The organism is Micromonospora violae (assembly GCF_004217135.1).
Taxonomy (GTDB): domain Bacteria; phylum Actinomycetota; class Actinomycetes; order Mycobacteriales; family Micromonosporaceae; genus Micromonospora; species Micromonospora violae.
Genome location: NZ_SHKK01000001.1, coordinates 5,030,392 through 5,057,298 on the forward strand (window position 1 = coordinate 5,030,392; position 26,907 = coordinate 5,057,298).

Sequence of the window (26,907 nt, forward strand, 5' to 3'; positions counted from 1 at the left end):
GGCGGCGTCCCCGCCGGCGCCGGTCGGCGGCCTGCTGGCGGAGACCGCCGGTCACGATACCGGACTGCGGGCCGGTGGCCAGCCCCCTGACCCCCCGAGCTGTCTCGATGTCGACGCAGCGTCCCAGCCCGGTTGCGCAGAGCGCCGATCAGGTGCTCAGCAGAGCGTCCCGCACCTCGGCCCAGACCTGCTCGTTGGCCGCGACGAGCAGACCCCGGCCGTCGTCGGCGGGGTGGTAGTCGACACCGTCGAACCGTCGGGCGACACCCCCGGCGGCACGGACCAGCAGGGTGCCCGGGGCATGGTCCCACGGCAGGGTGCGCCAGAAGAGGGCGAACTGCTGCTCGCCGGTGAGGATGTCCAGGTACTCCCGACCGGCGCAGTGCTGGCCGGGCAGCAGCTCACCGAGGCGCCGACCGCCGGCGCGGACCCGGTCGCGGGTCTCCGGCGGCAGGAACTTGGTCATCGCCGCGCCGCGCAGCTCGCCGAAGGAGGGCACCGAGACGCCGTCCACCAGCCGGCCGTTGAGCAGGGTGCCCTCGTCCGCCGAGCCGACGGCGAGGGTGTCCGCGAGCGGGTCGAGGATCCAGCCGGCGGTCGGCCGCCCTTCGCTCAGCAGGGACACCATCAGGGCGAACGGCCGGCGACCGGCGGCGAAGTTGGCGGTGCCGTCGACCGGGTCGACCAGCCAGACGTCCCCGCCGTCGCGCAGGTGCCGCAGCAACCCCGGATCGTCGGCGACACCCTCCTCGCCGACGACCATCGAGCCCGGCCGCAACCGGCGCAGCCCCGCCGAGAGCAGCTCCTCGGCCCGGCGGTCGGCGACGGTGACCACCTCGCCGGGCGCCTTCTCCGACACGTCATCGTCGTCGAGTTTGCGGAACAGCGGCAGCACGACCTGGTCGGCGGCCTCCCAGAGCAGGTCGCCAACGTCGTCGAGCAGGGTGTCAGCCACGCGGCGGCAGCTTGACCACGCTGACGAAGAACTCGTCGATCTGACGGACCACCGAGATGAAGCGCTCGAAGTCCACCGGCTTGGTCACGTAGGCGTTGGCGTGCAGCTGGTAGCTGCGCAGAATGTCCTCGTCGGCCTGTGAGGTGGTGAGCACCACCACCGGGATCCGCCGCAGGGTCTCGTCCTTCTTGATCTCCTCCAGCACCTCCCGGCCGTCGCGCCGGGGCAGGTTGAGGTCGAGCAGGATCAGGTCGGGCGCCACCGCGTCGGCGTACTGGCCCTCCTGGCGCAGGTAGGCGAGCGCCTCGGCCCCGTCGGACACGACGGTCAGCCGGTTACGCAGCTTGTGCTCCTCGAACGCCTCCTGGGTCATCAGCACGTCACCCGGGTCGTCCTCGACGAGCAGGACCTCGATCGGGCTCTTGCCATCCGCCGGCGCGGTCATCCCACCGTCTCCCTCATGTCACCCGTTCTACCGCTTTCCGGCCCCTCGTCGGCCCGGTCCGGCTGGTCCGACCCGCCGGTCTGCTCCGTCAGCGCCGCCGGAGCCTCGGTCGACGGTGTCGGGTCGCCCCCGTTGGCAACGCTCGGCTGCTCAGCGGCCTCGGCGGCGGCAGCCGCCTCGACGTCGCCGGGAAGCGCCGGCAGCGTGAACCGGATCGCCGTGCCCTCCGGCACGTCGGTGTCCACCCAGACCCGTCCGCCGTGGTACTCGACGATCTTCTTCACGATCGCCAACCCGATGCCGGTGCCCGGGTACGCGTCCTTCGAGTGCAGCCGCTGGAAGATGACGAAGATCTTGTCGGCGAACTCCGACTCGATCCCGATGCCGTTGTCCTGGCAGGTGATCTCCCACTCGACACCCACCAACCGGGCCGAGATGTGCACCTTCGGCGGTACGTCCGGACGGCGGAACTTGATCGAGTTGCTGACCAGGTTGGCCAGCAGGTTGGTGAGCAGGGGCTCCTCGCCCGAGATCACCGGCAGCTCGGTCCAGGTCAGCTCGGCGTCCGCGTACTGCCGGGCGGCCTCGGTCTGGCCGGCCACGTCGCCCATCACCTTGTTGAGGTCGACCTCGACGAAGCCGGTGGTGAGTCGCCCGATCCGGGAGAACGCGAGCAGGTCGTTGATCAGGCGCTGCATCCGTTGCGCGCCGTCCACCGCGAAGGCGATGTACTGGTCGGCCCGCTCGTCGAGCTGCCCCGCGTACCGGCGCTGGAGCAGCTGGCAGAAGCTGGCGACCTTGCGCAGCGGCTCCTGCAGATCGTGCGACGCCACGTACGCGAACTGCTCCAGGTCACGGTTGGACCGGGTCAACTCCTCGGCCTGCTTCTGGAGCTGACTGTTGACCCACTCGATGCGCTCGCGGGCGGCCCGGACCTCGGCCAGGTCCGCGGCGATCTTCTGCCGCATCGCGTCCACGTCCTCGCCGAGACGAACGAACTCCGGGGGGCCGGTGGTGGCGATGCGGTGCTGGTAGTCACCCTCGGCGACCTCACGGACCTGGTCGGCCAGCCCGATCAGGGGCCGGATGACCGTCCGGTCCAGGGAGAGCAACAGCAACACCCCGGCCACGACCACCACGAGCGCAGCGATGATCAGGAGGACGACCAGCACGTTGCTGCCGGTCCGCACGTTGGAAGCGGCCTGCTCCCGGGCGGACAGGATCTCCTCCTGGAGGTCGTCCACCGCCGACCGCACCTGGTCGAACTGCTGCCGGGCCTCTTCGGTGACCAGTGCCTGGCCGGCGCTGGTGCCGTCGCGCTCGGTGGTGGTGATCACCGGCTCGGCCACCGACTGTCGCCACTGCGCCGTCCGCTCCTCGACGATCCGCAGCTCCTGGCCGATCTGCGGATAGTCGTGAAGCAACGTCCGCATCGAGCGAACGACGGCCTCCTCCTGCTTGAGGCCCTCCCGGTAGGGGTTCAGATCGGCGGGGTCACCGCTGACCGCGTACCCCCGGATCGCCGTCTCCTGGTCGAGCAGCGCGTTGAGCAGTTCCTGCGACTGCACCCGCAACGGGCCGGTCTGGTTCAGCACCGCGTCGATCTGGGTGCGGTTGCGGGCGGCCATCGCCGCCTCCGCCGCCGCCAGGCCGATCAGCAACACGCCCACGACGGTGAGCAGGGTGATCACCCGGCGGCGCAGGCTCCAGCCGTCGAAAACCGGCTTCACCGACCATCACCCCGGCTGACCAGCAGCATGGCCACGTCGTCGGCGAGCGGGCCACCGTTGAGCCGCTCGGCCCGGCCGACCAGCCAGGCAGGCAGCTCGGGCAGCGACACCGAGCGGTTGTCCGGCTCGTCCAGCAACCCGCTGAGGCCCGGCACGTCGAGCCGTTCGTCGCCGTCGCCCACCCGCCCCTCGATCAGGCCGTCGGTGTACATCAGCAGGGACCAGTCATCGGTCTCGAACTCCAGGTCGTAGGCGATCGGCCGGCGAGGTCGTACGCCCAGCAGCAGGCCGCCAGGTGCGGGCACCGGGGTGACCCGGCCGCCGGCGAGCAGCAGCGGTGGCGGGTGCCCGGCCAGTCGGACGGTGGCCCGGTTGGCGTCCAGGTTAAGTCTGATGGTGGCCACCGTCGCGAAGATCTCCTGTAGGCGGCGCTCACTCATCAGCACCTGCTCCAGCGCCGGCAGCACCTCGTCGTCCGGCACTCGGGCGAGCACCAGGGCCCGCCAGGCCACCCGCAGCTCGACCCCGAGCGCGGCCTCGTCCACCCCGTGCCCACAGACGTCGCCGACGATCAGGTCGAGGCGGTCCGGGTGGGTCTGCACCACGTCGAAGAAATCCCCGCCGATCAACGCGGCATGCCGGCCGGGCCGGTAGAAGGTGTGCACCGCCACCTGGTCGGTCGTCATCAGCGGCTGGGGCAGCAGGCCGCGTTCCAGGCGGGCCGACTCGGCCTGGCGCAACTCGACCTCACGCAACCGGCGGGCGTTCTCGTCGGCGCGCTTACGTTCCACGGCGTAGCGCAGCGCCCGGGTCAGCAGCACCCCGTCGACCTGGCCCTTGACCAGGTAGTCCTGTGCGCCCTCGGCGACCGCCACCACGCCCAGGTGCTCGTCGGTGCGGCCGGTCAGCACGCAGACCGCCGCACCGCTCGACATCTCCAGCACCTGGCGCAGCCCGTCCAACCCCTGCGCGTCGGGCAGACCCAGATCGAGCAGGACGCAGTCGACGTCGCCGATCCGCTGCCGGGCCTCCCGCAGGCTGGTGGCGACCAGCAGATCGATCATCGAGTTCGTCTCGGCGAGCAGCTCACCGACCAGGAAGGCATCGCCCTCGTCGTCCTCCACCAGCAGCACCCGCAACCGCTCACCCGGCGGCAGGTTGGCGTGCCGCGCCAGGCCACCGTGCGGGTACGGCACAACTGGGGAACCGGCCATGCCGGCCCCCCGGTGCGGCCGGGTCACCGCTGCGAGACGCGGGAGTTCGCTGGTGATGTCGGGCTCCTTCCGAGTGCCCTGCTGATCCTGTATTACACAACGGTCGGACACAACACGACGCCTACGGCGCGGGCGGGGATGGGCCGGATCACTGCCCCGGCCGAGGACCGACCGGGTGGCTGGTGGACGCCGGGCGTACCGGCCATCCCATCCGTGGGCGCGCCCGGGCAGGATGATCCCACCCCAGGCCCCACCACCCCCCGAGGAGTTCCCGTGGGCGCACCCACCACCCCGGCCGCAACGGGCACGTCGTCCCGTCCGATTCGGGGCGTACCCCCGGCCAACCGGGCCCTGACCCGACCGCGTCGGCGGCTCGTGGCCGCCGCAGCGGCTCTGGTCGCGCTGGCCGCGGTCGGCGCCGGCAGCCTGCTCGACCTGCATACCCCGGCTCCAAAGCCGGCGGACGCCCCGGTTGGTGAGTTCAGCGCCGGCCGGGCGTACGAGGACGCCAAGGTGATCGCCGCCCGGCCGCACGTCGCCGGCAGCCCGGCCAACGACCAGGTCCGCGCGCACATCGAGCAGCAGTTGCGCGGGCTGGGCCTGGAGACCGAGGTGCAGGACACGGTGGCGCCGGAGGCCGGTCAGCTCAGCGGGGCGGCGGGCGGGGCGACAGTGGCCCGGGTCCGCAACGTGGTGGCCCGGCTGCCCGGCACCGACTCGACGGGCCGCGTCTTCCTGGTCGCCCACTACGACTCGGTGCAGACCGGGCCGGGTGGCAACGACGACGCGGCCGGCACGTCGGCCATCCTGGAGGTGGCCCGCGCGTTGACCACCGGCCCGCGGCCCCGCAACGACATCGTGTTCGTGCTGACCGACGCCGAGGAGGCGTGCCTCTGCGGCGCGTCCGCGTTCGCCGCCAGTCACCCGCTGGCCGTCGACGGCGGAGTGGTGCTCAACCTGGAGGCCCGGGGCTCCACCGGGCCGGTGATCATGTTCGAGACGTCCCGGAACAACGCGAAGCTGGTCGACATCTTCGGCCGGGCCGCCCCGCACCCGGTGGGCACCTCGTTCGCGGTGGAGATCTACCGCGCGCTGCCCAACGACACCGACTTCACCGCCTTCCTTGATCAGAAGTTCGTCGGGTTGAACTCGGCGTACATCGACGGAGGGGCGATCTACCACACGCCGCTGGACACTCCGGCCGCCATCGATCAGGGCAGCCTCCAGCAGCACGGGGACAACGCGTTGGGTCTGGCCCGGGAGTTCGGTGGCACCGACCTGACCGACCTGCGCTCCGGCAACGACGCCACCTACTTCCCCGTCCCCGGTGGGCTGGTCCGCTACCCCGGCTGGCTCATCCTGCCGCTGGCCCTGCTCGCGGTGGTCGCGGTGGCCGCCCTGGGCTGGCTGACGCGGCGCAGCGGCCGGGCCAGCACCGGCCGGCTGGCCGCCGGCTTCGCGCTGGCCCTGGTGCCGATCATCGTCGCGCCGATCGCCGCCCAACTGCTCTGGCTGGCGATCACCACGATCCGACCGGGGTACGCGGAACTGCTCGACCCGTACCGGCCCACCTGGTACCGGCTGGCCGTCGTGGCGCTCGCCGCCGCCATCCTGTTCACCTGGTACGCGCTGACCCGCCGCCGGATCGGCCCGGCCGCGCTCGCCGTCGGCGGGCTGGCCTGGCTGGCCCTGTTCGGGGTGCTGCTCGCCGTGGCGGTGCCGGGTGGGGCGTACCTCACCACCCTGCCGGCGCTTGCCGGCGCCCTCGGCGGGCTGATCGCGCTGCGTACCCGGCAGGAAGGACCGTGGCCGGTGGTGGCGGTGACGGCCGCCGCGGCCGTGGGTGTGGTCATCCTGCTGCCCACCGTGGTGTTGCTCTTCCCCGCGTTGGGGATGGCGATGGGTGGGGTGGCCGCGCTGGTCGCGGTGCTGCTCGGCCTGGTCGCCCTGCCGGTGGTCGACCTGCTGCACCCGCAGGCCGGCGGCCAGCGCGGCCTGCTCGCGCTGCGGGCCCGGCGGCTCGCGATGCTGCCGGCCGGGGCCGCCGCCGTGGCGGCGGTGGTGCTCGCCGGGGTCGGGCTCGCGGTGGACCGCTTCGACGCCGCCCACCCCGCTCCCACCCACCTGATGTACGCCATGGACGCCGCCACCGGCCAGGCCCGGTGGCTCAGCCACGAGAGCGACCCGCAGCCGTGGACCGACGGCTACGTGGACGGGGTCACCGACGTCGGCGACGACTTCCCCGGGCTGGGCGGCGGTGAGCTGCGGGCCGGCCCGGCGCAGGCGGCGAACCTGCCGGCCCCGAAGCTGGACGTGCTAAGCGACACCACCGCCGGCGGCGAGCGCACGCTGCGGCTGCGGCTCACCCCGCAGCGGGTGGCCCGGCTCGCCACCCTGCACGTCGACACGTCGACCGCCACCGTGCTGCGCGCCGAGGTGGCGGGGCGGTCGGTGCCGGTGGAGCCCCGGGACGGGAAGTGGGGCTTCGGGCTGGTGTTCCACGCCCCGCCGGCCGAGGGAATCGAGGTCACGTTGACAGTGCGGCCGATCGCCGGGCAGGTGGCGCTGCGGGCGATGGACGCCAGTGACGGGTTGGACGCGCTGCCCGGCTTCCGCCCTCGGCCGCCGGCCGTCGGCGTCGTCGGATCACACAGCTCGGAGATGCTGGCGGTCGCCCGCACCTACCCCCTCTGAACCAGAACGGTGGTCCGGCGGAAAAAGACCGCTCCGCCGGACCACCGTCCACGACGCCACCCACGGTGGGCTGAGGCACTGTCCGATCTTGTGTGCGAGGCTTCGGCGGTGACTGACCTCGACATCCGCGCATGACCCCAGCACCACCGGCCAGCGCAGCGCTCGACAACGTCAGGCCGACCATGCCTGAATGACGTCGTCAGGCCCCCAGATAAGGTCCACGGCCTCCGGCGGGAGGTCGACTCCGGAGCGGCTGACCACGACCAGACCGCTGCCCCCGGGCTGAAAACCGGGGATCAGCGGGGCCTGCCGCCGCAGTTCGTCGAGGTGGTGCCGATCGAACGGGCCGTCCTGCCATTTGATGGAGCCGGCGAAGGCGATGCGGGAAGCGATCGGGGCACGATCGGCTCCGACAAGATCGATCTCCGGGTTGGACTGCCGGTTCCACCAGCCGCCGACCTCCCACGTGTCGGTCCAGGGCAGGCCTCCGGCACCAGCGGAGATGGCGAGCGCATCGCGGATGATCGGTTCGACGGCGTTGCCCCGCCAGGAGGACCACCGACTGTCGAGAACGGCGCGAGCGGCCGCTGACCGGTCGCGCAGAACCAGTTGATGCACGTCGCGCAGAATGGCCAGATACAGGCGCAGGTTGCTGTCGGCGATCCGGTATTGGGCCAGTTTGCTGGGCTTGGTGGACAGCGGTTTGTCCACAGCGAGAACCTGTTTCTCCTCGACGAGCCGGTGAAGCAGCGGGGAGAGGGTGCCGGAGCTGACCGGGCCGCCACGGTCCCCGGCGGCGGCGGCGATGTTGCTGAACGTGCGGCTACCTGCCCCGCCGACCGCTTCCAAGATGCGCCGGGCAGTGTCCGGGGCGGGAAATTCCGATGCCAGGGACTGTTCAGGAACGGTGAACAACGCGGACGTCTTGTTGGCGATCTCCTGACTCAGGAAATCGGTGGGAGGCGTTCCCGGGGACCACTCCAAAGCCACACCAGGCAAACCACCGGTGATCAGATGCGCGTCGATGGCCTCCGCGCCGCTCAACCCGGTCACGGCGGCGGTTTCGGCAAGGTTGAACGGGCCGAGGACCATGTTCGTGGCCCTGCCGTAGAACGGGCGGTCGTACTCGGTGAACCGCCGCATCATGTGCAGGTCACTGCCGAGCAGGAGTAATAGGACTGGCTTACTGGAGATGAGCCTGTCCCACGCGACCTGAAGGTGCCCGTCGAACGTCGTGTCCTGCTCGGAGATCCAGGGCAGCTCGTCGAGGACGACCACACTCGGCGTATCGGGCAGGACACCCGCCAGGACCCGCAGCATGTCTCCCCAACCACCGGCAGGTGGCTGGGACGGCAGAAGGTCACGACCGCCAGCGTTGAGCAGCGACGAGTCGCGCAAGGCACCGAGAAAGTAGCTGACGGCTTCGATGCTCGACGCGCCCTTGACCGCGGTGTAGAAGCAGTACGGCAGACCGACCCGGTCGCACAACTCCTGCACCAACCGTGACTTGCCCACCTGCCGGCGGCCGCGGATAGCGACAGCACGGCCCTCGCCGGTGCGCTTCACATGATCAAGCTGCTTGGTGAGCTGGGCGAGTTCCGTGCGCCGACCGACGAACACCGACCCTCCCCGAAGCTAGATTGAATCTTACTTCGGAGCAGTCTACCTAAAGTCGGGGCCGGTACTGTTGCACGCAGGGTTGATCCACTCGGCTTTCAGGAAGTCGGGGCATCCTCGGCGCCCTGACACCGCGACTTTCAGGAACCCGAGTGGATCAAGCAGATACGCCGGTCAGAGGCCGTGCCGTCGCTACTTCCAGCGGAAGTGCACGAAGAGGCGGCCGAAGTTCTTCGAGTCCTTCTCCACCCGGTGGTAGAGCTGCTTGACGTCCTTCTGGTCGAGGAACCGCAGCACCCGCTTCTTGAGCTGGCCGGACCCCTTACCGGGGATGATCTCGACGAGGGTGGCCTTCTTCGCCACCGCCTCGTCCATGATCCCGCGCAGCGCGCGGTCGATGTCGTGGCCCTTGTTGAAGATCTCGTGCAGGTCCAGCTTGAGCTTCATGCCGCAGCCCCCGGCCGGTCAGGTCCCATGTCCGCCATCCTAGGCACGCCGCGCGGGCGGCCCACCGAACGGCCACAGGGCGGCCGACCCACGCATCGACCGAAGACGGCCACAGGGCGGCCGTGGACGACGACCGAAGGGGCGGCCCCGGAGGACCGCCCCTGCCATGTCGTGGCGCACGATCAGCGCCGGCCGCCCAGTCGGGTCTCCACCCGTTCCAGTGCGGCCTGGTAGTCGTCGTTGGCCGCGTACATCGCGGCGGCGATGCGCAGGTGCCGCAGCGCGTCGGTGTGCCGGTTGAGCCGCTCCAGGGTCCGACCGAGGACGTGGTGCGCGTAGTGGTCGCTCGGGTCCCGTTCGATCAGCTCACGCAGGTGCTGCTCGGCCCGGTTGAGCTGGGCCGACTGGAAGTACGCCCGCGCCAGCAGTTGCCGGACCGCCGCGTTGCCAGGTTCGGCGTCGATGATCGGCTCGAGCAGTCGGGCCGCCCCGCTGGGGTCACCGGTTTCGAAGAACATGGTCGCCCGCCGGTAGTCCGCCAGAAGATCCATCTGCCACCTCCTCGGGTCGCACCGTCACCTGTTCCGACGCTGGCACAACACCGGACGTTTGGCGACTGTTCCCGGGGCCGAGATCGGGTCAGTTCCGGCCGCCGATGGCCGCCGAGGGCCGCCGAGGGGCGTCGAGCGGCGTCGAGCGGTCAGGTGCGGGCGTCCCGCCGTCCGGCGGCGAGTTCCCAGGCGCGAACACCGCCGACGATTCCGGCGGTGTTCGGCACCACCACCACGTCGTCGCCCATCCGGGTCAGCTGCTCGGGCCGGATCAGTCGGGAGTTGCCCCCACCCAGATAGAGCCGGTCCCAGCGAAACACCGGACGCAGCCCGTCCACCACCTGCCGGATCCGCCGGGACCAGAAGGCGTCACCGAGCCGCCGACGTTCCGGCTCGCCGACGTACGTGTCGTAGGTGGTGCCCCAACGCACCGGCGCGTGCGACAGCTCCAGGTGCGGTGCGAGCACCCCGCCGTCGAAGAGCGCGCTGCCCAGCCCCGTCCCCAGGGTCAGCACCAGCTCGCAGCCGGTGCCGGCGACCACCCCGGCGCCGTGCACCTCGGCGTCGTTGAGCACCAGGGCCGGCACCCCGAACGCGTCGGCCAGCGCGCCCCGCGCGTCCCACCCGGACCACTCGGCGAGCAGGTCCGGGTCGACCCGACTACGCGGGCCGCTGCGGGTCACGTAGTGCGGGGTGGAGACCACCACTCCGTGCCGGATCATCCCGGGTACGCCGACCGTGAGCCGGTCCGCCGTCGGCAGCCGCCCGCCCAGATCCAGCAGGGTCCGGACGAACAGCGCGGGCGGCAACGGGTACGGGGTGGGCACCCGCAACGGCCGGGCGCGCATCGTTCCCGCCTCGTCGAGGACGGACGCCTTGATGCCTCCGCCGCCGCAGTCGATCGCCAGTGTGGTCACCACGTCGTTGAGTCTGCCCGCTGCCGGCCGGGCGTATGCGGGCGGCCGGATAGGCTGCCGTCCTGATGAGCGCCACGATGATCGTCAAGGACCTGGCCGCCGGGCACGGCGACCGCTCGCTCTTCGCCGGATTGGACCTGGTGGTCGCCCCCGGCGACGTGGTCGGGCTGGTCGGGCCGAACGGGGCCGGCAAGTCGACGCTGCTGCGTACCCTCGCCGGGTTGTTGCCGGTCGAGGCCGGCAGCGTGCGACTCAGCCCGCCCGCGGCGAGCGTCGGGCACCTGCCGCAGGAGCCGGAACGGCGACCGGGCGAGACGGTACGGGACTTCCTGGCCCGCCGGACCGGGGTGACCGCCGCGCAGGCAGCGCTGGACGCGGCGACGGAGGCGCTGACCGCGGGGGTGGCGGGTGCCGACGACGCGTACGGCGACGCGCTGGAGCGGTGGCTCGCTCTCGGTGGCGCGGATCTGGACGAACGCGCCGAGCAGGTGAGCGCCGACCTGGGGCTCGCGGTCGACCTGGACCATCCGACGACCGGGCTGTCCGGCGGTCAGGCGGCACGGGCCGGGCTCGCGTCGCTGCTGCTCAGCCGGTACGACGTGTTCCTGCTCGACGAGCCGACCAACGACCTGGACCTGGCCGGGTTGGAGCGGCTGGAGGAGTTCGTCACCGGGCTGCGGGCCGGCACGGTGTTGGTCAGCCACGACCGGGAGTTCCTCACCCGCACGGTGACCCGGGTGCTGGAGCTGGACCTGCCGCAGCAGCAGGTCAACCACTACGGCGGCGGTTACGCGGCCTACCTGGAGGAGCGCGAGGTGGCCCGCCGGCACGCCCGCGCGGACTACGAGGAGTACGCCGACACGAAGGCCGGCCTGGAGGCACGGGCCCGCACCCAGCGGGGCTGGATGGAGAAGGGCGTGAAGAACGCCCGCCGCAAGGCCACCGACAACGACAAGATCGGCCGCAAGTTCCGCAGCGAGGCGAGCGAGAAGCAGGCCGCCAAGGCCAAGCAGACCGAACGGCTGATTGAACGGCTCGACGTGGTCGAGGAGCCCCGCAAGGAGTGGGAGCTGCGGATGGAGATCGCCGCCGCGCCCCGCGCCGGCGCCGTCGTGGCCACGCTGCGCGGTGCCGTGGTACGCCGCAGTGGCTTCACCCTCGGCCCGGTCGACCTCCAGATCGACTGGGCGGACCGGGTCGCGGTGACCGGGGCGAACGGCTCGGGCAAGTCCACCCTGTTGGCCGCGCTGCTGGGGCGGTTGCCGCTGGACGAGGGCACCGCCTCGCTCGGGCCGGGCGTGGTGATCGGCGAGGTGGACCAGGCCCGGGGTCTGTTCCTCGGCGACGTACCGCTGATCGACGCGTTCCAGGCGGCCGTACCCCACCTGTCGCCGGCGGACGCGCGGACCCTGCTGGCCAAGTTCGGGCTGCGGGCGGCGCACGTGCCCCGGCCGGCGGCCACCCTCTCCCCAGGCGAGCGGACCCGGGCGGCGCTGGCGCTGCTCCAGGGCCGTGGGGTCAACCTGCTGGTGCTGGACGAGCCCACCAACCATCTGGACCTGCCGGCCATCGAGCAGCTCGAGTCGGCGCTGGCCAGCTACCCCGGAACGCTGCTACTGGTCACCCACGACCGGCGGATGCTGGCCGCCATCGAGACCAACCGGCGGCTGCGGGTCGACGCGGGGCGGATCGCCGAGGATTGATCCGGGTCCCCGGGCCGGCGTGGGGTGAGAATGACGCCATGCTCAAGTGGGAGTACGCCCTGCTGGTCCGCCGACGCCAGGCCGCGACCAACGACCTCGGCTGGGAGGTCGTCTTCGTCTGGTACGGCCCGGACGGCTCGATGGTCGACGTCACGCCGTACGGCGACACCTCGCTGGCCCACCTGAACCGGGCCGGCGACCAGGGCTGGGAGTTGGTCGCGATGAGCGAGGACCCGTCGCTGCCCGGCAACCACGAACTGCACCGCTACCACCTCAAGCGGCCGAAGCCGGCCGACCCGCCGCCGCGCCAGCGGATGCGTGGGGGCCGCCGTACCATCTCGCGCTGACCCGACCGAGCGCGGCCTCGCGACGACGAGGCTCGCGGCCGTTCGCGGCTCGGCCCGTGCCGGCGGTGTTCCCTTCGAGCGTGATGCCACACAGTCATCGTGATGCCTGTGTGGCATCACGATGATTGCGATCCTGCCTCGCATCCTGCGACACGCCCATGGCCCGCCGCGCCGGAGCAGGCGACAGGGCCGGCGAGCAGGGCATAACGGGCGCGATTGCGGGTATCGCGCGGCGGGAGGTGGCCCGAATGGTCGCTTTGGCGCAGACTCCACCCTCGGCCGACCGGCTGCGGGCGATCGATGTTTTCCTCGCCCAGGCATGGGCGGAGCAGGTCCAGCACGATGATCGGTTGCGGAACCTGGCGGTCGAGGTGCACTTCGACCGGGGGGTGGCCCATCTGAGCGGCGACGTGGCCGAGCCCGCCCAGCTCCGGCTGGTCCGGGACCTGGTGGGGCAGTTGGCCGGCGTCTACGGCGTCTGGTGCCGGGTCGGCATCGGCGGGCGGGCACCGGTGGTCGTGGACCTCGGTTGCGGGCCGACCAAGCAGTGGTCGAGCAACCTGGGGCTGGACATCTACCCGGCGCCCGGCGTGGACGCCGTCGCGGACCTGTCCGGCTCGCTGCCGCTCGCCGACAACTCGGTGGACGTCCTCTTCGCGGTGCACATCCTGGAGCACCTGATCGACTTCCTGCCGCTGGTCGACGAGTGTCATCGGGTGCTCCGCCCGGGTGGTGTGCTGCACGTGATGAGCCCCTGGTGGGGGCACGTGAACGCGGTGGCCGACCCGACCCACGTCCGACTGATGGACGTGCAGACGTTCAAGGGGATCTGTCAGCTCCGACCGCCCGGCACGCCGCGGTGGTATCCGCTGCACGCCGGCTGCGACGGCGCGTCGATCTTCGCCGACCTGACTCCCCTGCCACCGGACGCCGACCCGGCCCCCCAGTCCCATCTGGCCCGCTTCTTCGACTAGGAGGCGCGGGCCAGCCGGTTGCGGCGGTAGCCGTAGCCGAAGTAGATCAACGCGCCGAGCAGCATCCAGGCCAGGAACCGCAGCCAGGTCTCCACCGACAGGTTGAGCATCAGGTAGAAGCAGGCCAGCGCCGAGACGATCGGCAGCACCGGCGAGAACGGCACCCGGAACGGCCGCTCCAGGTCCGGGCGCCGACGGCGCAGGATCGGCACCGCCATCGACACGAGGACGAAGGCGCAGAGCGCGCCGATGCTCACCAGGTCGGCCAGCGCGGAGAGCGGCAGCAGGCCGGCCAGCAGCGCCACCGCCACCGTCATGATCGCCGAGATCCGGTACGGGGTGCCCCAGCGCGGGTGCACCTTCGCGATCGAGGGCGGGATCAACCCGTCCCGGGCGATGGCGAAGCCGATCCGGCCCATCGCCACCAGGTCGACCAGGATGACGCTGGTCAGGCCCGCGACGGCGGCGATGGAGACCAGCACGGCCGCCCAGCCCGCGCCGACCGACTCGAAGGCCGACGCGATCGGGGCGCCCCGGTCGATCTCGGTGTACGGCACCATCCCGACCACCACCAGCGAGACGCCGATGTAGAGCACGGTGGAGATCAGCAGCGTGCCGAGCAGACCCAGGGTGAGGTCCCGCTTGGGCTTCCTGGTCTCCTCACCCAGGTTGGCCACGGCCTCGAAGCCGGTGTACGCGAAGAAGACCACGGCGGCGGCGCTGAGCACCCCGACGAAGCCGAAGACCGACGGCTCCAGCCCGAAGAGGGCCTGCGTGACCGGTTGCTTGATACCGTCGTCGCCGCTCCCGGCGGGCTCGGCCGGCGGGATGAACGGGGTGAGGTTGGCGGCCCTGACGAAGAACAGCCCGGCGACCACCACGAAGACGCAGATGGCCACCTTGACCAGCACCAGCAGGTTGGTGATCCGCGCGGACTCCCGGATGCCGACGATCGCGACGATGCCGAGGATCAGCACGATGGCGATGGCACCGACGTTGACCGTGCTGCCCTCCTCGCCGAACCACCGGGTCGGCAGGTCGAGCAGTTCGGCGAGGTAGCCGGACCAGCCCCGGGCCACCACGGCGGCGCCGAGCGCGAACTCCAGCAGCAGGTCCCAGCCGATGATCCAGGCGACGATCTCGCCCATCGTGGCGTACGCGTAGGTGTAGGCGCTGCCGGCGGTCGGCACGCTGGAGGCCAGCTCGGCGTAGCAGAGGGCGGCGAGCAGGGCCACCACGCCGGCGATGGCGAAGGAGATCACCACACCCGGCCCGGCGCTGTCGCGCGCCTCGATCCCGGTGAGCGTGAAGATGCCGGTGCCGATCACGATGCCGATGCCGAAGCCGGTGAGGTCGACCGCGCCGAGCCGTCTCTTCAGCCCCAGTTGGCCGTCGCTGCCGTCCACCTCGCCCTGGGCGATCACGTCCTTGATCGGTTTCGTGCGCAGCACGGACACCCGGTCACCCCCTCCCACCGTGCGACCACCTCCGTGGCGGCCGGTGACCGCCGTTGCTACCCAGCGGCGGGAAAGGTCAACCGCAAAGTCTTGCGGTTGCGACCCGAGTGTGAAAATTTCCTACCATCGACAGATAGGCAGCGGCAGATCTTGCCGCACGTCGCGCTGATCACACGGGAGCCCCACCGAAGGGACACACCGCATGAAGGCAACTCGTCTCGCCGCGGCCGGACTGGCCGCAGCCCTGCTCGGCACACTGGTCACCGCCACCCCCGCGAGCGCCGCACCCGACGCGGCCGACACCACCGTCACCTGCGCCACCGACCCGGCCACCCCCAAGCGACAGTTCCGCGCCATGTGGATCTCGTCGGTGGTCAACATCGACTGGCCCAGCAAGGCGTCCCAGACCAACCCCGACCGCATCGCGGCCCAGCAGGCCGAGTACCGCCAGCTGCTCGACCTGGCCGAGCGCCTGCACCACAACGCCGTCGTGGTGCAGGTCCGACCGACCGCCGACGCGCTCTGGCCCTCGCCGTACGAGCCCTGGTCGGAGTACCTGACCGGGGTACGCGGCCAGGACCCGGGCTGGGACCCACTGGCCTTCCTGGTCGACGAGGCGCACCGGCGGAACCTGGAATTCCACGCCTGGTTCAACCCGTACCGCGTGTCCATGCCGGCCCCCGGCGGCGCCGGGGCGGACCTCGCCCAGCTCGCCCCCGGGCACCCGGCCCAGCAGCACCCCGACTGGACGTTCGCCTACCCACCGGCCGGCGTGGCCGGCAGCCGGCTCTACTACAACCCGGGAATCCCCGAGGTCCGCGAGTTCGTCCAGACCGCCATGATGGACGCGGTCAAGCGGTACGACATCGACGGCGTCCACTTCGACGACTACTTCTACCCCTACCCCAGCGGCACGTACGAGGTGCCCGACGACGCGACCTTCGCGGCCCACAACCGGGGCTTCACCGACCGGGCCGACTGGCGGAGGGACAACATCAACCTGTTGATCCAGGAGATGAACGGCAAGATCAAAGCGGCGAAGCCGTGGGTGAAGTTCGGCGTCAGCCCGTTCGGTATCTGGCGCAACAAGACCGCCGACCCGCTCGGTTCGGACACCACCGGCAGCCAGTCGTACGACATCATCTCCGCCGACACCCGCAAGTGGATCAAGCAGGAGTGGATCGACTACGTCGTGCCGCAGCTCTACTGGTACATCGGCCAGTACCCGGCCGCCGACTACGCGCGCCTGGTGCCGTGGTGGGCCGAGACGGTGCGCGGCACCCGCGTGCAGCTCTACATCGGCCAGGCCGACTACAAGAGCGGCGACCCGGCGTACGGGACGTACTGGCAGAACCCGCGTGAGTTGTCCGACCACCTGACGCTCAACCGGTCGTACCCTCAGGTGCAGGGCAACGTGCACTTCTCCGCCGTGCAGGTGCGGGCCAACCGGCTCGGCGCCACCGACATCTACGCGAGCGAGCACTACTCCCGCCCGGCGCTGGTCCCGACCATGCCCCACCTGCCGGCCCGGCCGCTGCTCTTCCCGGTGGTCACCACGGCGACCCGGCAGGCCGACGGGGTCCGGCTCACCTGGCGGCAGCCCGCCGACGGCGTCGGGCCGCTCGGCACCGCCACCTCGTACGCGATCTACCGGTTCGACGGCACCACACTGCCGGGCCGGTGCGCCACGGCCGACGCCGCGCACCTCGTCGACACCGTCCGGGCCACGCCCGGCGGCGTCCAGTCCTGGGTGGACACGTCGGCCGAGCCCGGCCGGCGCTACACCTACCAGCTGACCGCACTGGACCGGTCGGCCAACGAGAGCCCCACGAGCCCGCCGGCATTCGTGCTGCGCTGACCTCGCTCGCTGAATGCCCCGGACGCGTGAGGCGTCCGGGGCATTCGTCTGTTTCAACGCATGTCACCAATAGTTGGCGATACGCATACCGCCTAGTTGATCAGCTGATCGACACTCATCGACATCCGGTAACCCGCCGGTAACTTCCGTCCCACCCGCTCACCCCCGCGGAGGTAACCCGTGCCCCGACGTATCGCCACCCTGCTCGCCTCGGGCGCGTTAGCGCTGCTCACCACCCTCGCCATCGCCTCCCCCGCCGCCGCCGTCACCCCCGCGCAACGGCTCTCCGTGCTGTCCAGCTGGACCCAGACCAGCGCGTCCAGCTACAACTCGTGGAACAACGCCCGGGTCAACCGGGCCCCCTGGGCCGAGTACAACTTCAACTGGTCCACCGACTACTGCTCGTCCAGCCCGGACAACCCGCTCGGGTTCACCTTCAACCTGGGCTGCTACCGGCACGACTTCGGCTACCGCAACTACAAGGCGGTCGGCCAGTTCTCCGCCAACAAGTCCCGCCTCGACAGCGCCTTCTACGAGGACCTGAAGCGCGTCTGCGCCACGTACAACTCGGTTGTCCGGCCGGCCTGCTACAGCCTGGCCTGGACCTACTACCAGGCGGTCAGCATCTTCGGTTCGGTAGCAGCCGTCCAGCAGGCCGACATCGACCGCGCCGCCCGAATGAAGGCCGAAGCCGAAGCCAAAGCCCGCACCTAACCCCAACCCCACCCCAACCCCACCCCACCCCAACCCCAACCCCACCCCACGGTGTTGATCAAGAGGTTTCGGTCACCGGAGGCGCAATTTCCTGACGCAAACCTCTTGATCAACAGCACAGGATCGGGCAGGACCCAGGGGGGTGGGGGTGGGTTGGGGGAGCTAGGCGCGTTCGGTTCTTGTGGCGGGGTGGCGGTCGGGGTCGGCGGGAAGGCGCGGGGTTGGTTGGGACAGGCTGGTGCCGAACCGGGTCGAGTCCGCCGCCAGATCCGGGTGTTCCACGTCCAGGGCCAGCGCCGCGGCCTCGTCCAGCCCCAGTTCGGCACCCTCGCCGTACGCGTCGTCGAAGGCCGCGTCGCCCAGCGCCGCGCGCAACTCCGCCTGCTGTTCCGCCCAGTAACCGCCGTAGATCCCCGGGGTGGCGCGCATGCTCGCCCGGGTGGCCTGCGCCGCGCCGAAGAGTCGAGCCGCGGTCAGCCGCTCCCCGCCGATCGCGCAGCGCACCGCGATCGCGTTCAAGGTGTCGCACGCCCGACCGTGGTAGCCGTGGCCCATCCGGGAGCGCAGCGCCACCAGCAGATGCTCGTGTGCGGCGATCACGTCACCTCGGGCCAACGCGACCATCCCGAGCAGCATGTCCACCGAACGCCGACCCCGCTCCGCGGGCCGGGCCGCCTCGACCGGACGTACCGCGCCCAGCAGCTCTGCCGCCTCCTCCAGGGCACCCCGCCGCCAGAGCAGCTCGGCCAGGCTGAACACCGCGAACAGCGCCTCGCCGACCACGTCCTGCCCGTGTGCCCAGTCGATGACCTCCCGGCACACCCGCTCGGCCTCGACGAACTGCCCCATGTCCACCAGCGGCGCGGCCCTGCCGGCGAGCACCCGGGCCAGCAACCCGGCGTCACCGGCCTGTCGGGCCGCCGCCTCGGCCCGCTGGGAGTAGCGCAGCTCCTCCGCGAACTCGCCGTCGGCGCCGGCGTGCAGCGAATGCATGTGGTACGCCGCCGCCAGCTCCGCCTCCGGGATCCGCTCCCCCGTCTCCGCGATCCGCCCGTACAGCCGAAACAGCCACAGCCGCCCCTCCCGGGCCAGGCCCCGCTCCAACCACCACTGGTCCAGCCCGCCCGCCAGACCGAGACCGGCGCGGGCGCTGCCGCCGGTGGCGCACCACCGCAGCGCGGCGCGCAGCTCCCCGGCCAGGGGGTCGAGGGCGTACAGCGACAGCGTCACCGGCCGGCCGTCCGGGCCCAGGTGGGCCCGGTCCAGGGCGTGCGCCGACCAGGCCACGTGCCGGTCCCGAGCGGCCTGCTCCTCACCCGCCTCGGCCAACCGCCGCGCCGCGTACGCCCGGATGGGGTCGAGCATCCGGTAGGTGCTGCCGGCGGCACGCGGCTCGGCCAGCACCATCGACTTGTCCACCAGGACCGAGAGCGGGTCCAGCGGATCGTCACCCAACAGCCACTCCACCGTGGCCAGATCCACCGGGCCGGCGAAGACCGCCAACCAGCGCAGCAGGCGGGCCGCCCGCGGCCCCAACGTCCGGTACGACCAGGTGACGGTCGCCTGCATGGTCAGGTGCCGTTCGGTGGCCGAGCGCTGCACCGCCCGACTCGCCGGGGTGGGCGGCGATGCCCCGGCCGCCGCCGCGACCAGGTCCACGGTGTCCTGCTGGTTGCCGGACCAGCCCCGCTCCACCGGCGGCGGATCCGGGTCCTCCCGGCCGGCGTCCAGGGTGCCCAGGACATCGTCCAGCCGCTCGGCGAGCTGACCAACGGAGAGCACCCGCAGCCGGGCGGCGGCCAACTCGATGGCCAACGGCAGGCCGTCCAGCCGCTGCACGACCCGGCGCAGATCGGCGGACTCGGCCGGGTCCGGCTGCCGACCACCACGCGCCGCCGCCGTACGGTCCAGCAACAGCGCCACCGCGTCGCTCTCCACACCATCCGGGCGCGGGTCGACCGAGAGCGGCGGAATCCGCCACACCACCTCGCCGGGCAGGCTGAACGACTCGCGACTGGTCGCTAGCACCCGCACGCCACCCCCGCCGGACAGCAACCGCGCGATCACCTCCGCGCAGGCCGCCGGTTGGGTGTCGCAGGTGTCCAGTACGACCAGCATCCGGCGGCCGGCCGCGTACTCGACAAGGGTGTCCAGCATCGGTCGGCCGGGCTCGGGTCGCAGGCCGAGCACGGCGGCGATGGCGAACGCCACCAGCCCCGGGTCGGTCACCGAGGCGATGTCGACGAACCAGACCCCGTCCGGGTACGCCTCGACAACTCCGCTGGCCAACTCCACGGCGAGCCGGGTCTTGCCCGCGCCGCCCGCGCCCAGCACGGTGACCAGGCGGTGCTGGCGTACCAGCAGGTCCAGCTCGATGCGCTCGGCCTGCCGGCCAACGAAGGAGGTCACCTGGGTGGGCAGGTTGTGCGCCACGGCGTCGGCGGTGCGGGGTCGCGGGAACTGCCGCTCCAGACCGGGTGCGACCAGTTGGAACAGCCGCTCCCGGTCGTCGAAGCCGCGCAGGCGGTGCAGGCCCAGGTCGAGCAGTGTCGCACCCGGTGGCAGCGGCTCGGCGCGACGTGCGGTCGACGCCGTGCAGAGCACCTGTCCGCCGTGCGCGGCGGCGGCAACTCGGGCGGCCCGGTGCACCTCGGGGCTGGCGTACTCGCCGTCGCGTGGCTCGGCGTAGCCGGTGTGCAACCCCATCCGCACCCGGGGAGTGGCTTCGGAGGTGGGCCAGTCGTGGCTGCGCAGGGCCCGCTGGGCGGTCAGGCAGGCGGTGAGCGCCGCGGTCGCGTCCTCGAAGGCCAGAAAGAACGAGTCGCCCTCGGTCAGCAGCTCCGCGCCGCCCGTGCTGGCCAGCGTGCGACGCAGCAGCCGTCGATGCTCGGCGAGAACCGGACGGTAGTCCGGGCCGAGCAGCTGGGCCAGCCGAGTCGAACCCTCGATATCGGTGAACACGAAGGTCACCCAACCGCTCGGGAGCTGGATCCGTGGCGACATGCGAGGAACCTCCGCCCGTGACGTCGGGTTCATGCTGCCTGAGTCCGAACGATCACGCATCGTGAGAACGGTCGGGCAAGTGCCGCCTCAACGTGCCACTCGGACCCCCGCCCGGCAAGGTCAGCCCACCCGGGCGGCGGCTTGTCGGCCCGATCAGCAGCCGCAGGCACCGCCGCAGCACCCACCACCGGCGGGTGCCGGGGCACCACCCCGGCCGGTGACCGCGACCGCGGAAAGAAGCTTGACCGTGTCGGCGTGTCCCTGTGGGCAGTTGGCCGGCTCACCGGCCGCCGCCATCGAACGGTTGACCTCGAAGGTGTCGCCGCAGGCGCGGCAGCGGAACTCGTACCGGGGCATGCACCCAGGGTACGTGGATCTGACGTTCGGCGGAGCATGGGTGATACTCGACGGGTGGTGGACGGCGAGGACGACACGCGTGTGCAACCGTTACGACCGGCCGCGCCGCTGGACGGGCCGCTCGAAGGCTCGGGGGCCGCGCCCGACCCGGCGCGCAAGGTTCCCCGGCCCCGCCGCCCATGGCTGAGTGGGCGTTCGGCGAACACACCAACCCCACCAGCGGAGACCGCCAAGGTCGAGGCACCCAAAGCCGAGGCACCCCGGGCTGACGCCACCACGACCGACGCCACCGCGACCGACGCCGCGAAGGGCGAGGGCCCGACGGCGGACGGCGACGCCAGTGGCGTGGCCACGCCGAAGCCGGCCGACGGATCAGGCGCCGACGCGCCGGCTGACTCCGCGAAGGCCGCCGCCGTGGCCGCCGATCCGGCGAAGACCACTGTGGATGAGCTGTCGGCCGTGTCGGCGTCCGACCCGGCCCGTCGGCGGCGGGTGCAGTTCGCGCACGCGGTGCGTCTGTCGCCGGGCCGGGCAGCGGCCTCCGCGGCCCGAGCGACCCGCGCCTGGTCCCGCCGGCCGAGTGGTCGACTGACCCTGCCCGGGGTCTTCCTGCTGGCCCTGGTAGCCGCGACCGCCGCGGCGGGAGCAGTGCTCGTACCGGCTACGGTCCGCGCACCACGCCCGGTCGCGGTCGACGCCTCGGCCGCGCCGCCCGGGGTCACGCCGTCGGGGGTGCCGTCCGGCCTGCCCACCGGGCCGCTGCCCACCGGGCCGCTGCCGACCCTCCCGCTGCCCACCGGCGGGTTGCCCGGCAACGGACTGCCGACCGGGTCGGTGGTCGGTGGTCGGCCGTCGGACGCCCTGGCCGGCTGGGCGCAGCAGGTCGGCGCCAAGGTCGGCATCCCCCCGGTCGCCATGCAGGCGTACGGCTACGCCGAGCTGGTACTCGCCCAGACCAACCGCAGCTGTGCGCTGAGCTGGACCACGCTGGCCGCGATCGGTCAGGTCGAATCGGGACACGGCTCGGCCAACGGCGCGCGGTTGGGGCAGGACGGCAAGGCGCTGCCCCCCATCATCGGGCTGCCGTTGGACGGGAAGGGTGGTCGGATGCGGATCATCGACACCGACCGTGGCGCGCTCGACGGCGACCCTATCCTCGACCGCGCCATCGGGCCGATGCAGTTCATCCCGACCACCTGGCAGGAGATCGGCGCGGACGCCGACAACGACGGTCGCAAGGACCCCCACGATCTGGACGACGCCGCCCTGGCAGCGGGAAACTACCTCTGCAAGGGCGGCCGGAATCTGAGCATTCCGGGCGACTGGTGGAACGCGATCCTCTCCTACAACGACGTGCGGCGGTACGCCCAGGACGTCTACGACACCGCGAACCGGTACGGACGGGCCAGTCGGTCGTGAAGTGATCGTCTCGATACGTTGGAGAACTGGACACTTCCCCCGGGCCTCTGTTAGCGGCAAGCTAGACGGGTGATGGTGCGCGAGTGGGACCCCAGGACCGCGTCGTCCGCCGAGATCGCGTCGCTGCTGGCCACGCTGAACGCGGTCCTGGCGGCCGATCTACCGCAGGATCCGCCCTGGCGGGAGACGTCGATGCGCGAATACCTCGCCGAGGTGATGCCTGGCGAGCGGCGGATCTCCTGGATCGCCCAGGCCGAGCCGACCGCCCCGGGTGAGACGGGCGCGGTGCTCGGCCAGGTGCATGTGCTCCTGCTCGGTGACATCGGCGTGCTCGAGGTGCTGGTGCACCCGTCCGCCCGGCGCAGCGGTCTCGGCCGTGACCTGGTGTTGCGGGCCGCTCGCCGGGTCTACCAGGAGGGCTTCCAGTCGATCGGGGTCGAGGTCGTCGGCGACACGCCCGCCGTCGGGTTCTACGAGTCGCTCGGCTTCACCCGGGAGTACGTGGAGACGCGCAGCGTGCTCGACCTGACCGCGGTGGACTGGGCCGAGCTGGCCGAGATGGCCACCGGCGTCGGGTCGGGCTACCAGCTGGAGTTCTTCCCGGGCGGGCCGCCGGATGACCTGATCGAGGCGTACGCGCGGGCCAAGGCCGAGGTGCGCGACGTCGACGACGGCGAGTTGCGCCCCAGCTCCTACGACCCGGAGCGGCTGCGTGACAGCCTCGACACGCTGCACCGACGGGGCATGAAGCCGTACATCGTGCTCGCCCGGCACGAGCAGAGCGGCGAGGTGGCCGGCCTGACCGAGGTGGTGGTGCCGGCGCAGCACCCGACCCGCGCCGACCAGTACGACACGATCGTCGCGCAGGATCACCGGGGCTACGGCATCGATCGGGCGATCAAGGCCCGGATGCTGCTGGAGCTGCGCTCGGCCGAGCCGGAGCTGATCGAGGTGCAGACCTGGAACGCGCAGGCCAACGAGGCGATGCTGAAGGTCAACGCGGAGTTGGGCTACCGCCCCGACCGGGACTGGTGCGAATACAGCGTCGACGTCGCTGAGCTGGTGCACCGCCTCGATCCGCCGCGCTGAGGAATTCACGAAACTGTCCACTAGGGGATGGACGGTGGCCAGTCGCGCACCTTAACGTGCGTTGACCCCGTCCACCCATCGTGGAGGCCCTATGCGCCCGCGCCGTTCCACCGCCGCGCTCGCGATCGCCACCGCCGCCGTGACCATCACGGCGCTCGGCGTCGCACCCACCGCGGCCAGCGCCGCGCCCACCGACCTGTTCATCTCGGAGTACGTCGAGGGTTCGTCGAACAACAAGGCGATCGAGCTGTTCAACGGCACGGGCGCCGCCGTCGACCTGGCCGGTGGCGGCTACCAGTTGCAGCTCTACTTCAACGGCTCCACCACGGCCACCACGATCGCCCTGACCGGCAGCGTGGCCGCTGGCGACGCGTTCGTGTTCGCCAGCGCATCGGCCGGGGCGGCCATCCTCGCCCAGGCCGACCAGACCACCGGGGCGAGCCTCTTCAACGGTGACGACGCGATCGTGCTGCGCCGGGGCACCACCGTGCTCGACTCGATCGGCCAGGTCGGCGTCGACCCGGGCACCGAGTGGGGTGCCGGCGTCACCAGCACCGCGGACAACACCCTGCGCCGGCTGCCGAGCGTGGCCGCAGGTGACACCGACCCGTCGGACGCGTTCGACCCCGCCGCCCAGTGGGCCGGTTTCCCCGTCGACACGTTCGACGGGCTGGGCGCGCACACCATGGACGGCGGTGGCCCGGTCGACGTGCCGGCCACGCTGACCTGTGGTGGGCCGCTGGTCACCGCCGCCGGCACGGCCACCAGCCGGGAGGTGACCGCCACCGATCCCGACGACACCATCGTCGACCTGGCGGTGACCGGGGTCAGCCCGAGCCCGACCTCCGGCTCGATCACCCGTACCGCGTTCACCCCGGCCGACGGGGTGGGCGGCACCGCCAGCGCCACGGTCGGCGTGAGCGCCGACCTCACCGCCGGGGCGTACACCGTCACCCTCACCGCGACCGACGCGGGCGGTGGCACCGCCAGCTGCGCGCTCGCCGTGCAGGTGACCCGGGAGCTGACCGTCGGCGAGGTGCAGGGTCCGACCACCGACGCCGAGTCCGGTCCGACGGACCGGTCACCGCTCGCACCGGCGAGCGGCAACGGCACGAGCAGCACGCTGTACGACGTACGCGGCGTGATCACCCAGTTGACCCTGGCCCGCACCTCGGCCGGGGCGGACCAGCACGGGTTCTTCCTCCAGAGCCGCGTTGGTGACACCGACGGCGACCCGACCAGCTCCGACGGCATCTTCGTATTCATGGGCGCGTTCACCTCGCTGATCGGCGGTTACGTGCCGACGGTCGGTGACGAGGTCGTCCTGCGGGCCCGCGTGTCGGAGTACTACAACTTCACCCAGCTCTCCGGGGCGTCACTGGTCCGCCGGATCGCTGGCGACCTGGACGTGGAGACCGCCGTCGCGGTGACCGACGCGGTGCCGCCAGCCGTGCTGGCCGACGCGCAGCGCTTCTGGGAGCGGCACGAGGGCTCCCGGATGCGGGTACGCGCGGGCAGCGGCGCGGTGAGCGGCCGGGACGTCTTCTCCTCCACCGCCGACGCGGAACTGTGGGTGGTCGACCGCGACGATCCGCTGCTGGACCGCGCCGACCCGTACTCCCGGCGGGTCTTCCGCGATTCGCACCCGTTGGACAACGACCCGACCCGCCGCTTCGACGACGGCAACGGCCAGCGGACGCTGCTCGGCAGCATGGGTGTGAAGGCCACCGCCGGGGACAGCGCCGCGCTGCTCCCGCCCGCGCACACCTTCGACACGCTGCGGGCGGACGCGGTGGGCGGGGTCTACTACTCGTTCGAGAAGTACGGCGTCCAGGTGGAGCGGGCGGAGTTCGCCGCCGGGGCCGACCCGTCGAAGAACAACCCGCCCAAGCCGGCCGACCGGTCGCAGGAGGTGGCCGTCGCCACCTACAACGTGGAGAACCTGTACGACTACCGCGACGACCCGTTCGACGGCTGCGACTTCACCGGTAACGCCGGCTGCGTGGGCGTCAACCCGCCGTTCGACTACGTCCCGAGCAGCGAGGCGGAGTACCGCGAGCAGTTGGCGGCGCTCGCCGACCAGATCGTCAAGGACCTGCACGCACCGGATCTGATCCTGGTGCAGGAGGCGGAGGACCAGGACATCTGCACGGTCTCCGGGGCCGCGCTGAGCTGCGGTGACAGCAACAACGCCGATGGCGCTCCGGACACCATCCAGGAGTTGGCGCTCGCGGTGGCGACGGCCGGTGGGCCGGCGTACGCCGCCGCCTATGACCGGACCGGCGCGGACGCCCGCGGTATCACCGCAGCCTTCCTGTACCGCACCGACCGGGTGTCGCTGGCGGCCGCGACGGCGGACGACCCCGTGCTGGGCTCGGCACCGACCGTCCAGTACCGGGCCGCAGGGTTGCCGTCCAACACCGACGTGCAGAACCCGAAGGCCCTCAACGCGGTGTTGCCGGCGGATGTGGACACCTCGACCGGTCGGGACGGCACCAACGTCTTCACCCGTGCCCCGCAGCTGGGCAAGTTCAGCGTGGCCGCGACACCCGGCTCGACCGAACGGTTCACGCTGTACGTGCTCAGCAACCACTACTCGTCCGGTCCGGACAGCCGGGTCGGGCAGCGGCGGGAGCAGGCGCGCTACGGCGCGGCGATCGTCACCGCGATCGAGGCGGCCGACCAGAACGCCCGGGTGGTCTACGGCGGGGACCTGAACGTCTTCCCCCGCCCGGACGACCCCGTCGCGACGGGCAGTCAGCCCACGCCGTCGGATCAGCTCGCCCCGCTGTACGAGGCGGGCCTGCGCAACCTGTGGGACGACCTCGTCGCGGACGTGCCGGCGTCGGCCTACTCGTACAGTTTCGAGGGGCAGGCGCAGACACTGGACCACCTGTTCGTCAACGACGCGTTCTACGCCGACCTGGTGCAGGTACGGGCGGCGCACATCAACGCCGACTGGCCGGCCGAGTTCGGCGGTGACGGGTCCCGGGGTTCCAGTGACCACGACCCGCAGGTGGCCCGGTTCCGGTCCCGCGCGTCGTTGACCGTGGCCGACGCGACGGTGACCGAGGGCAACCAGGGCACCAAGCAGCTCACGTTCAGCGCGACCGTCTCCCGACCGCTGTCCCAGCCGGTGCTGGTCTGCGCCGCCACCGTCGGCCTCACCGCGCACGCGGGCTCGGATTTCGACCCGTACGCCGGCTGCAAGGTGCTGCCCGCCGGGCAGACGTCGGTGGCGTTCCCGGTGACGGTGCGCGGTGACCGCAAGCGGGAGGCGGACGAGAAGCTGACGCTGCTGGTGGCCGGAGTGCCCGGCCTTCGGCTGGCCGACCCGCTCGCGACCGGGACGATCACCAACGACGACTGATCCTGGAATGTGGTCGACGACGGCCCGCCGAACCCACCGGGGACGG

The 26,907-nt window shown here is 71.7% G+C and carries 20 protein-coding genes; 9 read left to right on the forward strand and 11 right to left on the reverse strand.

Translation table 11 applies throughout. The features are described from left to right. Positions 1-148: 148 nt before the first annotated feature. Genes EV382_RS22485 through EV382_RS22500 form a run of 4 tightly spaced genes read right to left on the reverse strand, consistent with a single transcriptional unit; the run spans position 149 to position 4,344 of the window. Positions 149-955 carry an inositol monophosphatase family protein gene (locus tag EV382_RS22485; protein WP_130404885.1) on the reverse strand — a complete coding sequence of 269 codons (807 nt, stop codon included), beginning with the start codon at positions 953-955 and terminating at the stop codon, positions 149-151. Continuing rightward, the gene (locus EV382_RS22490) at positions 948-1,400 is read right to left on the reverse strand and encodes a response regulator (RefSeq protein ID WP_030329776.1); all 453 of its coding nucleotides are present in this window, start codon (positions 1,398-1,400) and stop codon (positions 948-950) included. The genes EV382_RS22485 and EV382_RS22490 overlap by 8 nt, the downstream gene beginning before the upstream one ends. Continuing rightward, entirely contained in the window at positions 1,397-3,130 is a 1,734-nt protein-coding gene (locus EV382_RS22495; protein WP_130404887.1) for a sensor histidine kinase, read from the reverse strand. Before EV382_RS22495 ends, EV382_RS22490 begins: the two co-directional genes overlap by 4 nt. Then, the gene (locus EV382_RS22500) at positions 3,127-4,344 is read right to left on the reverse strand and encodes a PP2C family protein-serine/threonine phosphatase (protein ID WP_130404889.1); all 1,218 of its coding nucleotides are present in this window, start codon (positions 4,342-4,344) and stop codon (positions 3,127-3,129) included. The genes EV382_RS22495 and EV382_RS22500 overlap by 4 nt, the downstream gene beginning before the upstream one ends. A gap of 321 nt (positions 4,345-4,665) precedes the next feature. On the opposite strand from EV382_RS22500, the gene EV382_RS22505 reads away from it, so the two are divergent. Further along, entirely contained in the window at positions 4,666-7,038 is a 2,373-nt protein-coding gene (locus EV382_RS22505) for a M28 family peptidase (protein ID WP_130409094.1), read from the forward strand. 171 nt (positions 7,039-7,209) lie between these two features. Here EV382_RS22505 and EV382_RS22510 read toward each other — a convergent pair whose 3' ends face one another. From EV382_RS22510 to EV382_RS22525, 4 genes are all read right to left on the reverse strand, one after another. Beyond that, on the reverse strand, positions 7,210-8,658 hold the full coding sequence (locus EV382_RS22510; protein WP_130404891.1) for an ATP-binding protein: 1,449 nt from the start codon (positions 8,656-8,658) through the stop codon (positions 7,210-7,212). Positions 8,659-8,847: 189 nt separating this feature from the next. Further along, on the reverse strand, positions 8,848-9,102 hold the full coding sequence (locus EV382_RS22515; protein ID WP_030329768.1) for a Smr/MutS family protein: 255 nt from the start codon (positions 9,100-9,102) through the stop codon (positions 8,848-8,850). Positions 9,103-9,284: 182 nt separating this feature from the next. Then, positions 9,285-9,653, reverse strand: coding sequence for a tetratricopeptide repeat protein (locus EV382_RS22520; protein ID WP_130404893.1), 369 nt, complete (start codon positions 9,651-9,653; stop codon positions 9,285-9,287). A 149-nt stretch (positions 9,654-9,802) separates the two neighbouring features. Continuing rightward, positions 9,803-10,573 (reverse strand): ROK family protein, encoded by a 771-nt coding sequence (locus EV382_RS22525; protein ID WP_130404895.1) that lies wholly within the window; start codon positions 10,571-10,573, stop codon positions 9,803-9,805. Between the two features lie 62 nt (positions 10,574-10,635). Here EV382_RS22525 and EV382_RS22530 point away from each other — a divergent pair, with 62 nt between their 5' ends. From EV382_RS22530 to EV382_RS22540, 3 genes are all read left to right on the forward strand, one after another. Then, positions 10,636-12,273: an ABC-F family ATP-binding cassette domain-containing protein gene (locus EV382_RS22530; protein ID WP_130404897.1), complete on the forward strand. Its 1,638-nt coding sequence runs from the start codon at positions 10,636-10,638 to the stop codon at positions 12,271-12,273. A 38-nt stretch (positions 12,274-12,311) separates the two neighbouring features. Further along, positions 12,312-12,620: a hypothetical protein gene (locus tag EV382_RS22535; RefSeq protein WP_130404899.1), complete on the forward strand. Its 309-nt coding sequence runs from the start codon at positions 12,312-12,314 to the stop codon at positions 12,618-12,620. A 248-nt stretch (positions 12,621-12,868) separates the two neighbouring features. Next, a complete protein-coding gene (locus tag EV382_RS22540; protein ID WP_130404901.1) occupies positions 12,869-13,594 on the forward strand; it encodes a methyltransferase domain-containing protein in 726 nt (241 codons plus the stop codon). On the opposite strand, the gene EV382_RS22545 is transcribed toward EV382_RS22540, so the two are convergent. After that, a complete protein-coding gene (locus EV382_RS22545; protein ID WP_130404903.1) occupies positions 13,591-15,051 on the reverse strand; it encodes an amino acid permease in 1,461 nt (486 codons plus the stop codon). The two genes, EV382_RS22540 and EV382_RS22545, sit on opposite strands and share 4 nt — an antisense overlap. Before the next feature lie 202 nt (positions 15,052-15,253). Here EV382_RS22545 and EV382_RS22550 point away from each other — a divergent pair, with 202 nt between their 5' ends. Beyond that, positions 15,254-16,909 carry a glycoside hydrolase family 10-like protein gene (locus EV382_RS22550; protein WP_130404905.1) on the forward strand — a complete coding sequence of 552 codons (1,656 nt, stop codon included), beginning with the start codon at positions 15,254-15,256 and terminating at the stop codon, positions 16,907-16,909. 180 nt (positions 16,910-17,089) lie between these two features. Next, on the forward strand, positions 17,090-17,623 hold the full coding sequence (locus tag EV382_RS22555) for a phospholipase (protein WP_130404907.1): 534 nt from the start codon (positions 17,090-17,092) through the stop codon (positions 17,621-17,623). Positions 17,624-17,785: 162 nt separating this feature from the next. Here EV382_RS22555 and EV382_RS22565 read toward each other — a convergent pair whose 3' ends face one another. Together EV382_RS22565 and EV382_RS22570 are read right to left on the reverse strand one after the other, a co-directional pair. After that, positions 17,786-20,626 carry an ATP-binding protein gene (locus tag EV382_RS22565; RefSeq protein ID WP_130404909.1) on the reverse strand — a complete coding sequence of 947 codons (2,841 nt, stop codon included), beginning with the start codon at positions 20,624-20,626 and terminating at the stop codon, positions 17,786-17,788. Positions 20,627-20,779: 153 nt separating this feature from the next. Continuing rightward, entirely contained in the window at positions 20,780-20,983 is a 204-nt protein-coding gene (locus EV382_RS22570) for an FmdB family zinc ribbon protein (protein ID WP_130404911.1), read from the reverse strand. 54 nt (positions 20,984-21,037) lie between these two features. Here EV382_RS22570 and EV382_RS22575 point away from each other — a divergent pair, with 54 nt between their 5' ends. The 3 genes from EV382_RS22575 to EV382_RS22585 all read left to right on the forward strand — a co-directional run bounded on the left by EV382_RS22575 (position 21,038) and on the right by EV382_RS22585 (position 26,861). Next, positions 21,038-22,402 carry a lytic transglycosylase domain-containing protein gene (locus tag EV382_RS22575; protein WP_130409096.1) on the forward strand — a complete coding sequence of 455 codons (1,365 nt, stop codon included), beginning with the start codon at positions 21,038-21,040 and terminating at the stop codon, positions 22,400-22,402. Between the two features lie 72 nt (positions 22,403-22,474). Then, complete coding sequence (locus EV382_RS22580; RefSeq protein WP_130409098.1) at positions 22,475-23,491, forward strand: GNAT family N-acetyltransferase; 1,017 nt, start codon at positions 22,475-22,477, stop codon at positions 23,489-23,491. 91 nt (positions 23,492-23,582) lie between these two features. Next, positions 23,583-26,861 (forward strand): lamin tail domain-containing protein, encoded by a 3,279-nt coding sequence (locus EV382_RS22585; protein WP_130404913.1) that lies wholly within the window; start codon positions 23,583-23,585, stop codon positions 26,859-26,861. Positions 26,862-26,907 lie beyond the last annotated feature (46 nt).

What these genes read in the sequence shown, in the direction of transcription:
- EV382_RS22520 (WP_130404893.1), bottom strand. Translation starts at nt 9,653, where the DNA reads ATGGATCTTCTGGCGGACTACCGGCGGGCGACCATGTTCTTCGAAACC.
- EV382_RS22550 (WP_130404905.1), top strand. Translation starts at nt 15,254, where the DNA reads ATGAAGGCAACTCGTCTCGCCGCGGCCGGACTGGCCGCAGCCCTGCTC.
- EV382_RS22570 (WP_130404911.1), bottom strand. Translation starts at nt 20,983, where the DNA reads ATGCCCCGGTACGAGTTCCGCTGCCGCGCCTGCGGCGACACCTTCGAG.
- EV382_RS22565 (WP_130404909.1), bottom strand. Translation starts at nt 20,626, where the DNA reads ATGTCGCCACGGATCCAGCTCCCGAGCGGTTGGGTGACCTTCGTGTTC.
- EV382_RS22515 (WP_030329768.1), bottom strand. Translation starts at nt 9,102, where the DNA reads ATGAAGCTCAAGCTGGACCTGCACGAGATCTTCAACAAGGGCCACGAC.
- EV382_RS22580 (WP_130409098.1), top strand. Translation starts at nt 22,475, where the DNA reads ATGGTGCGCGAGTGGGACCCCAGGACCGCGTCGTCCGCCGAGATCGCG.
- EV382_RS22585 (WP_130404913.1), top strand. Translation starts at nt 23,583, where the DNA reads ATGCGCCCGCGCCGTTCCACCGCCGCGCTCGCGATCGCCACCGCCGCC.
- EV382_RS22500 (WP_130404889.1), bottom strand. Translation starts at nt 4,344, where the DNA reads ATGGCCGGTTCCCCAGTTGTGCCGTACCCGCACGGTGGCCTGGCGCGG.
- EV382_RS22535 (WP_130404899.1), top strand. Translation starts at nt 12,312, where the DNA reads ATGCTCAAGTGGGAGTACGCCCTGCTGGTCCGCCGACGCCAGGCCGCG.
- EV382_RS22540 (WP_130404901.1), top strand. Translation starts at nt 12,869, where the DNA reads ATGGTCGCTTTGGCGCAGACTCCACCCTCGGCCGACCGGCTGCGGGCG.
- EV382_RS22490 (WP_030329776.1), bottom strand. Translation starts at nt 1,400, where the DNA reads ATGACCGCGCCGGCGGATGGCAAGAGCCCGATCGAGGTCCTGCTCGTC.
- EV382_RS22530 (WP_130404897.1), top strand. Translation starts at nt 10,636, where the DNA reads ATGAGCGCCACGATGATCGTCAAGGACCTGGCCGCCGGGCACGGCGAC.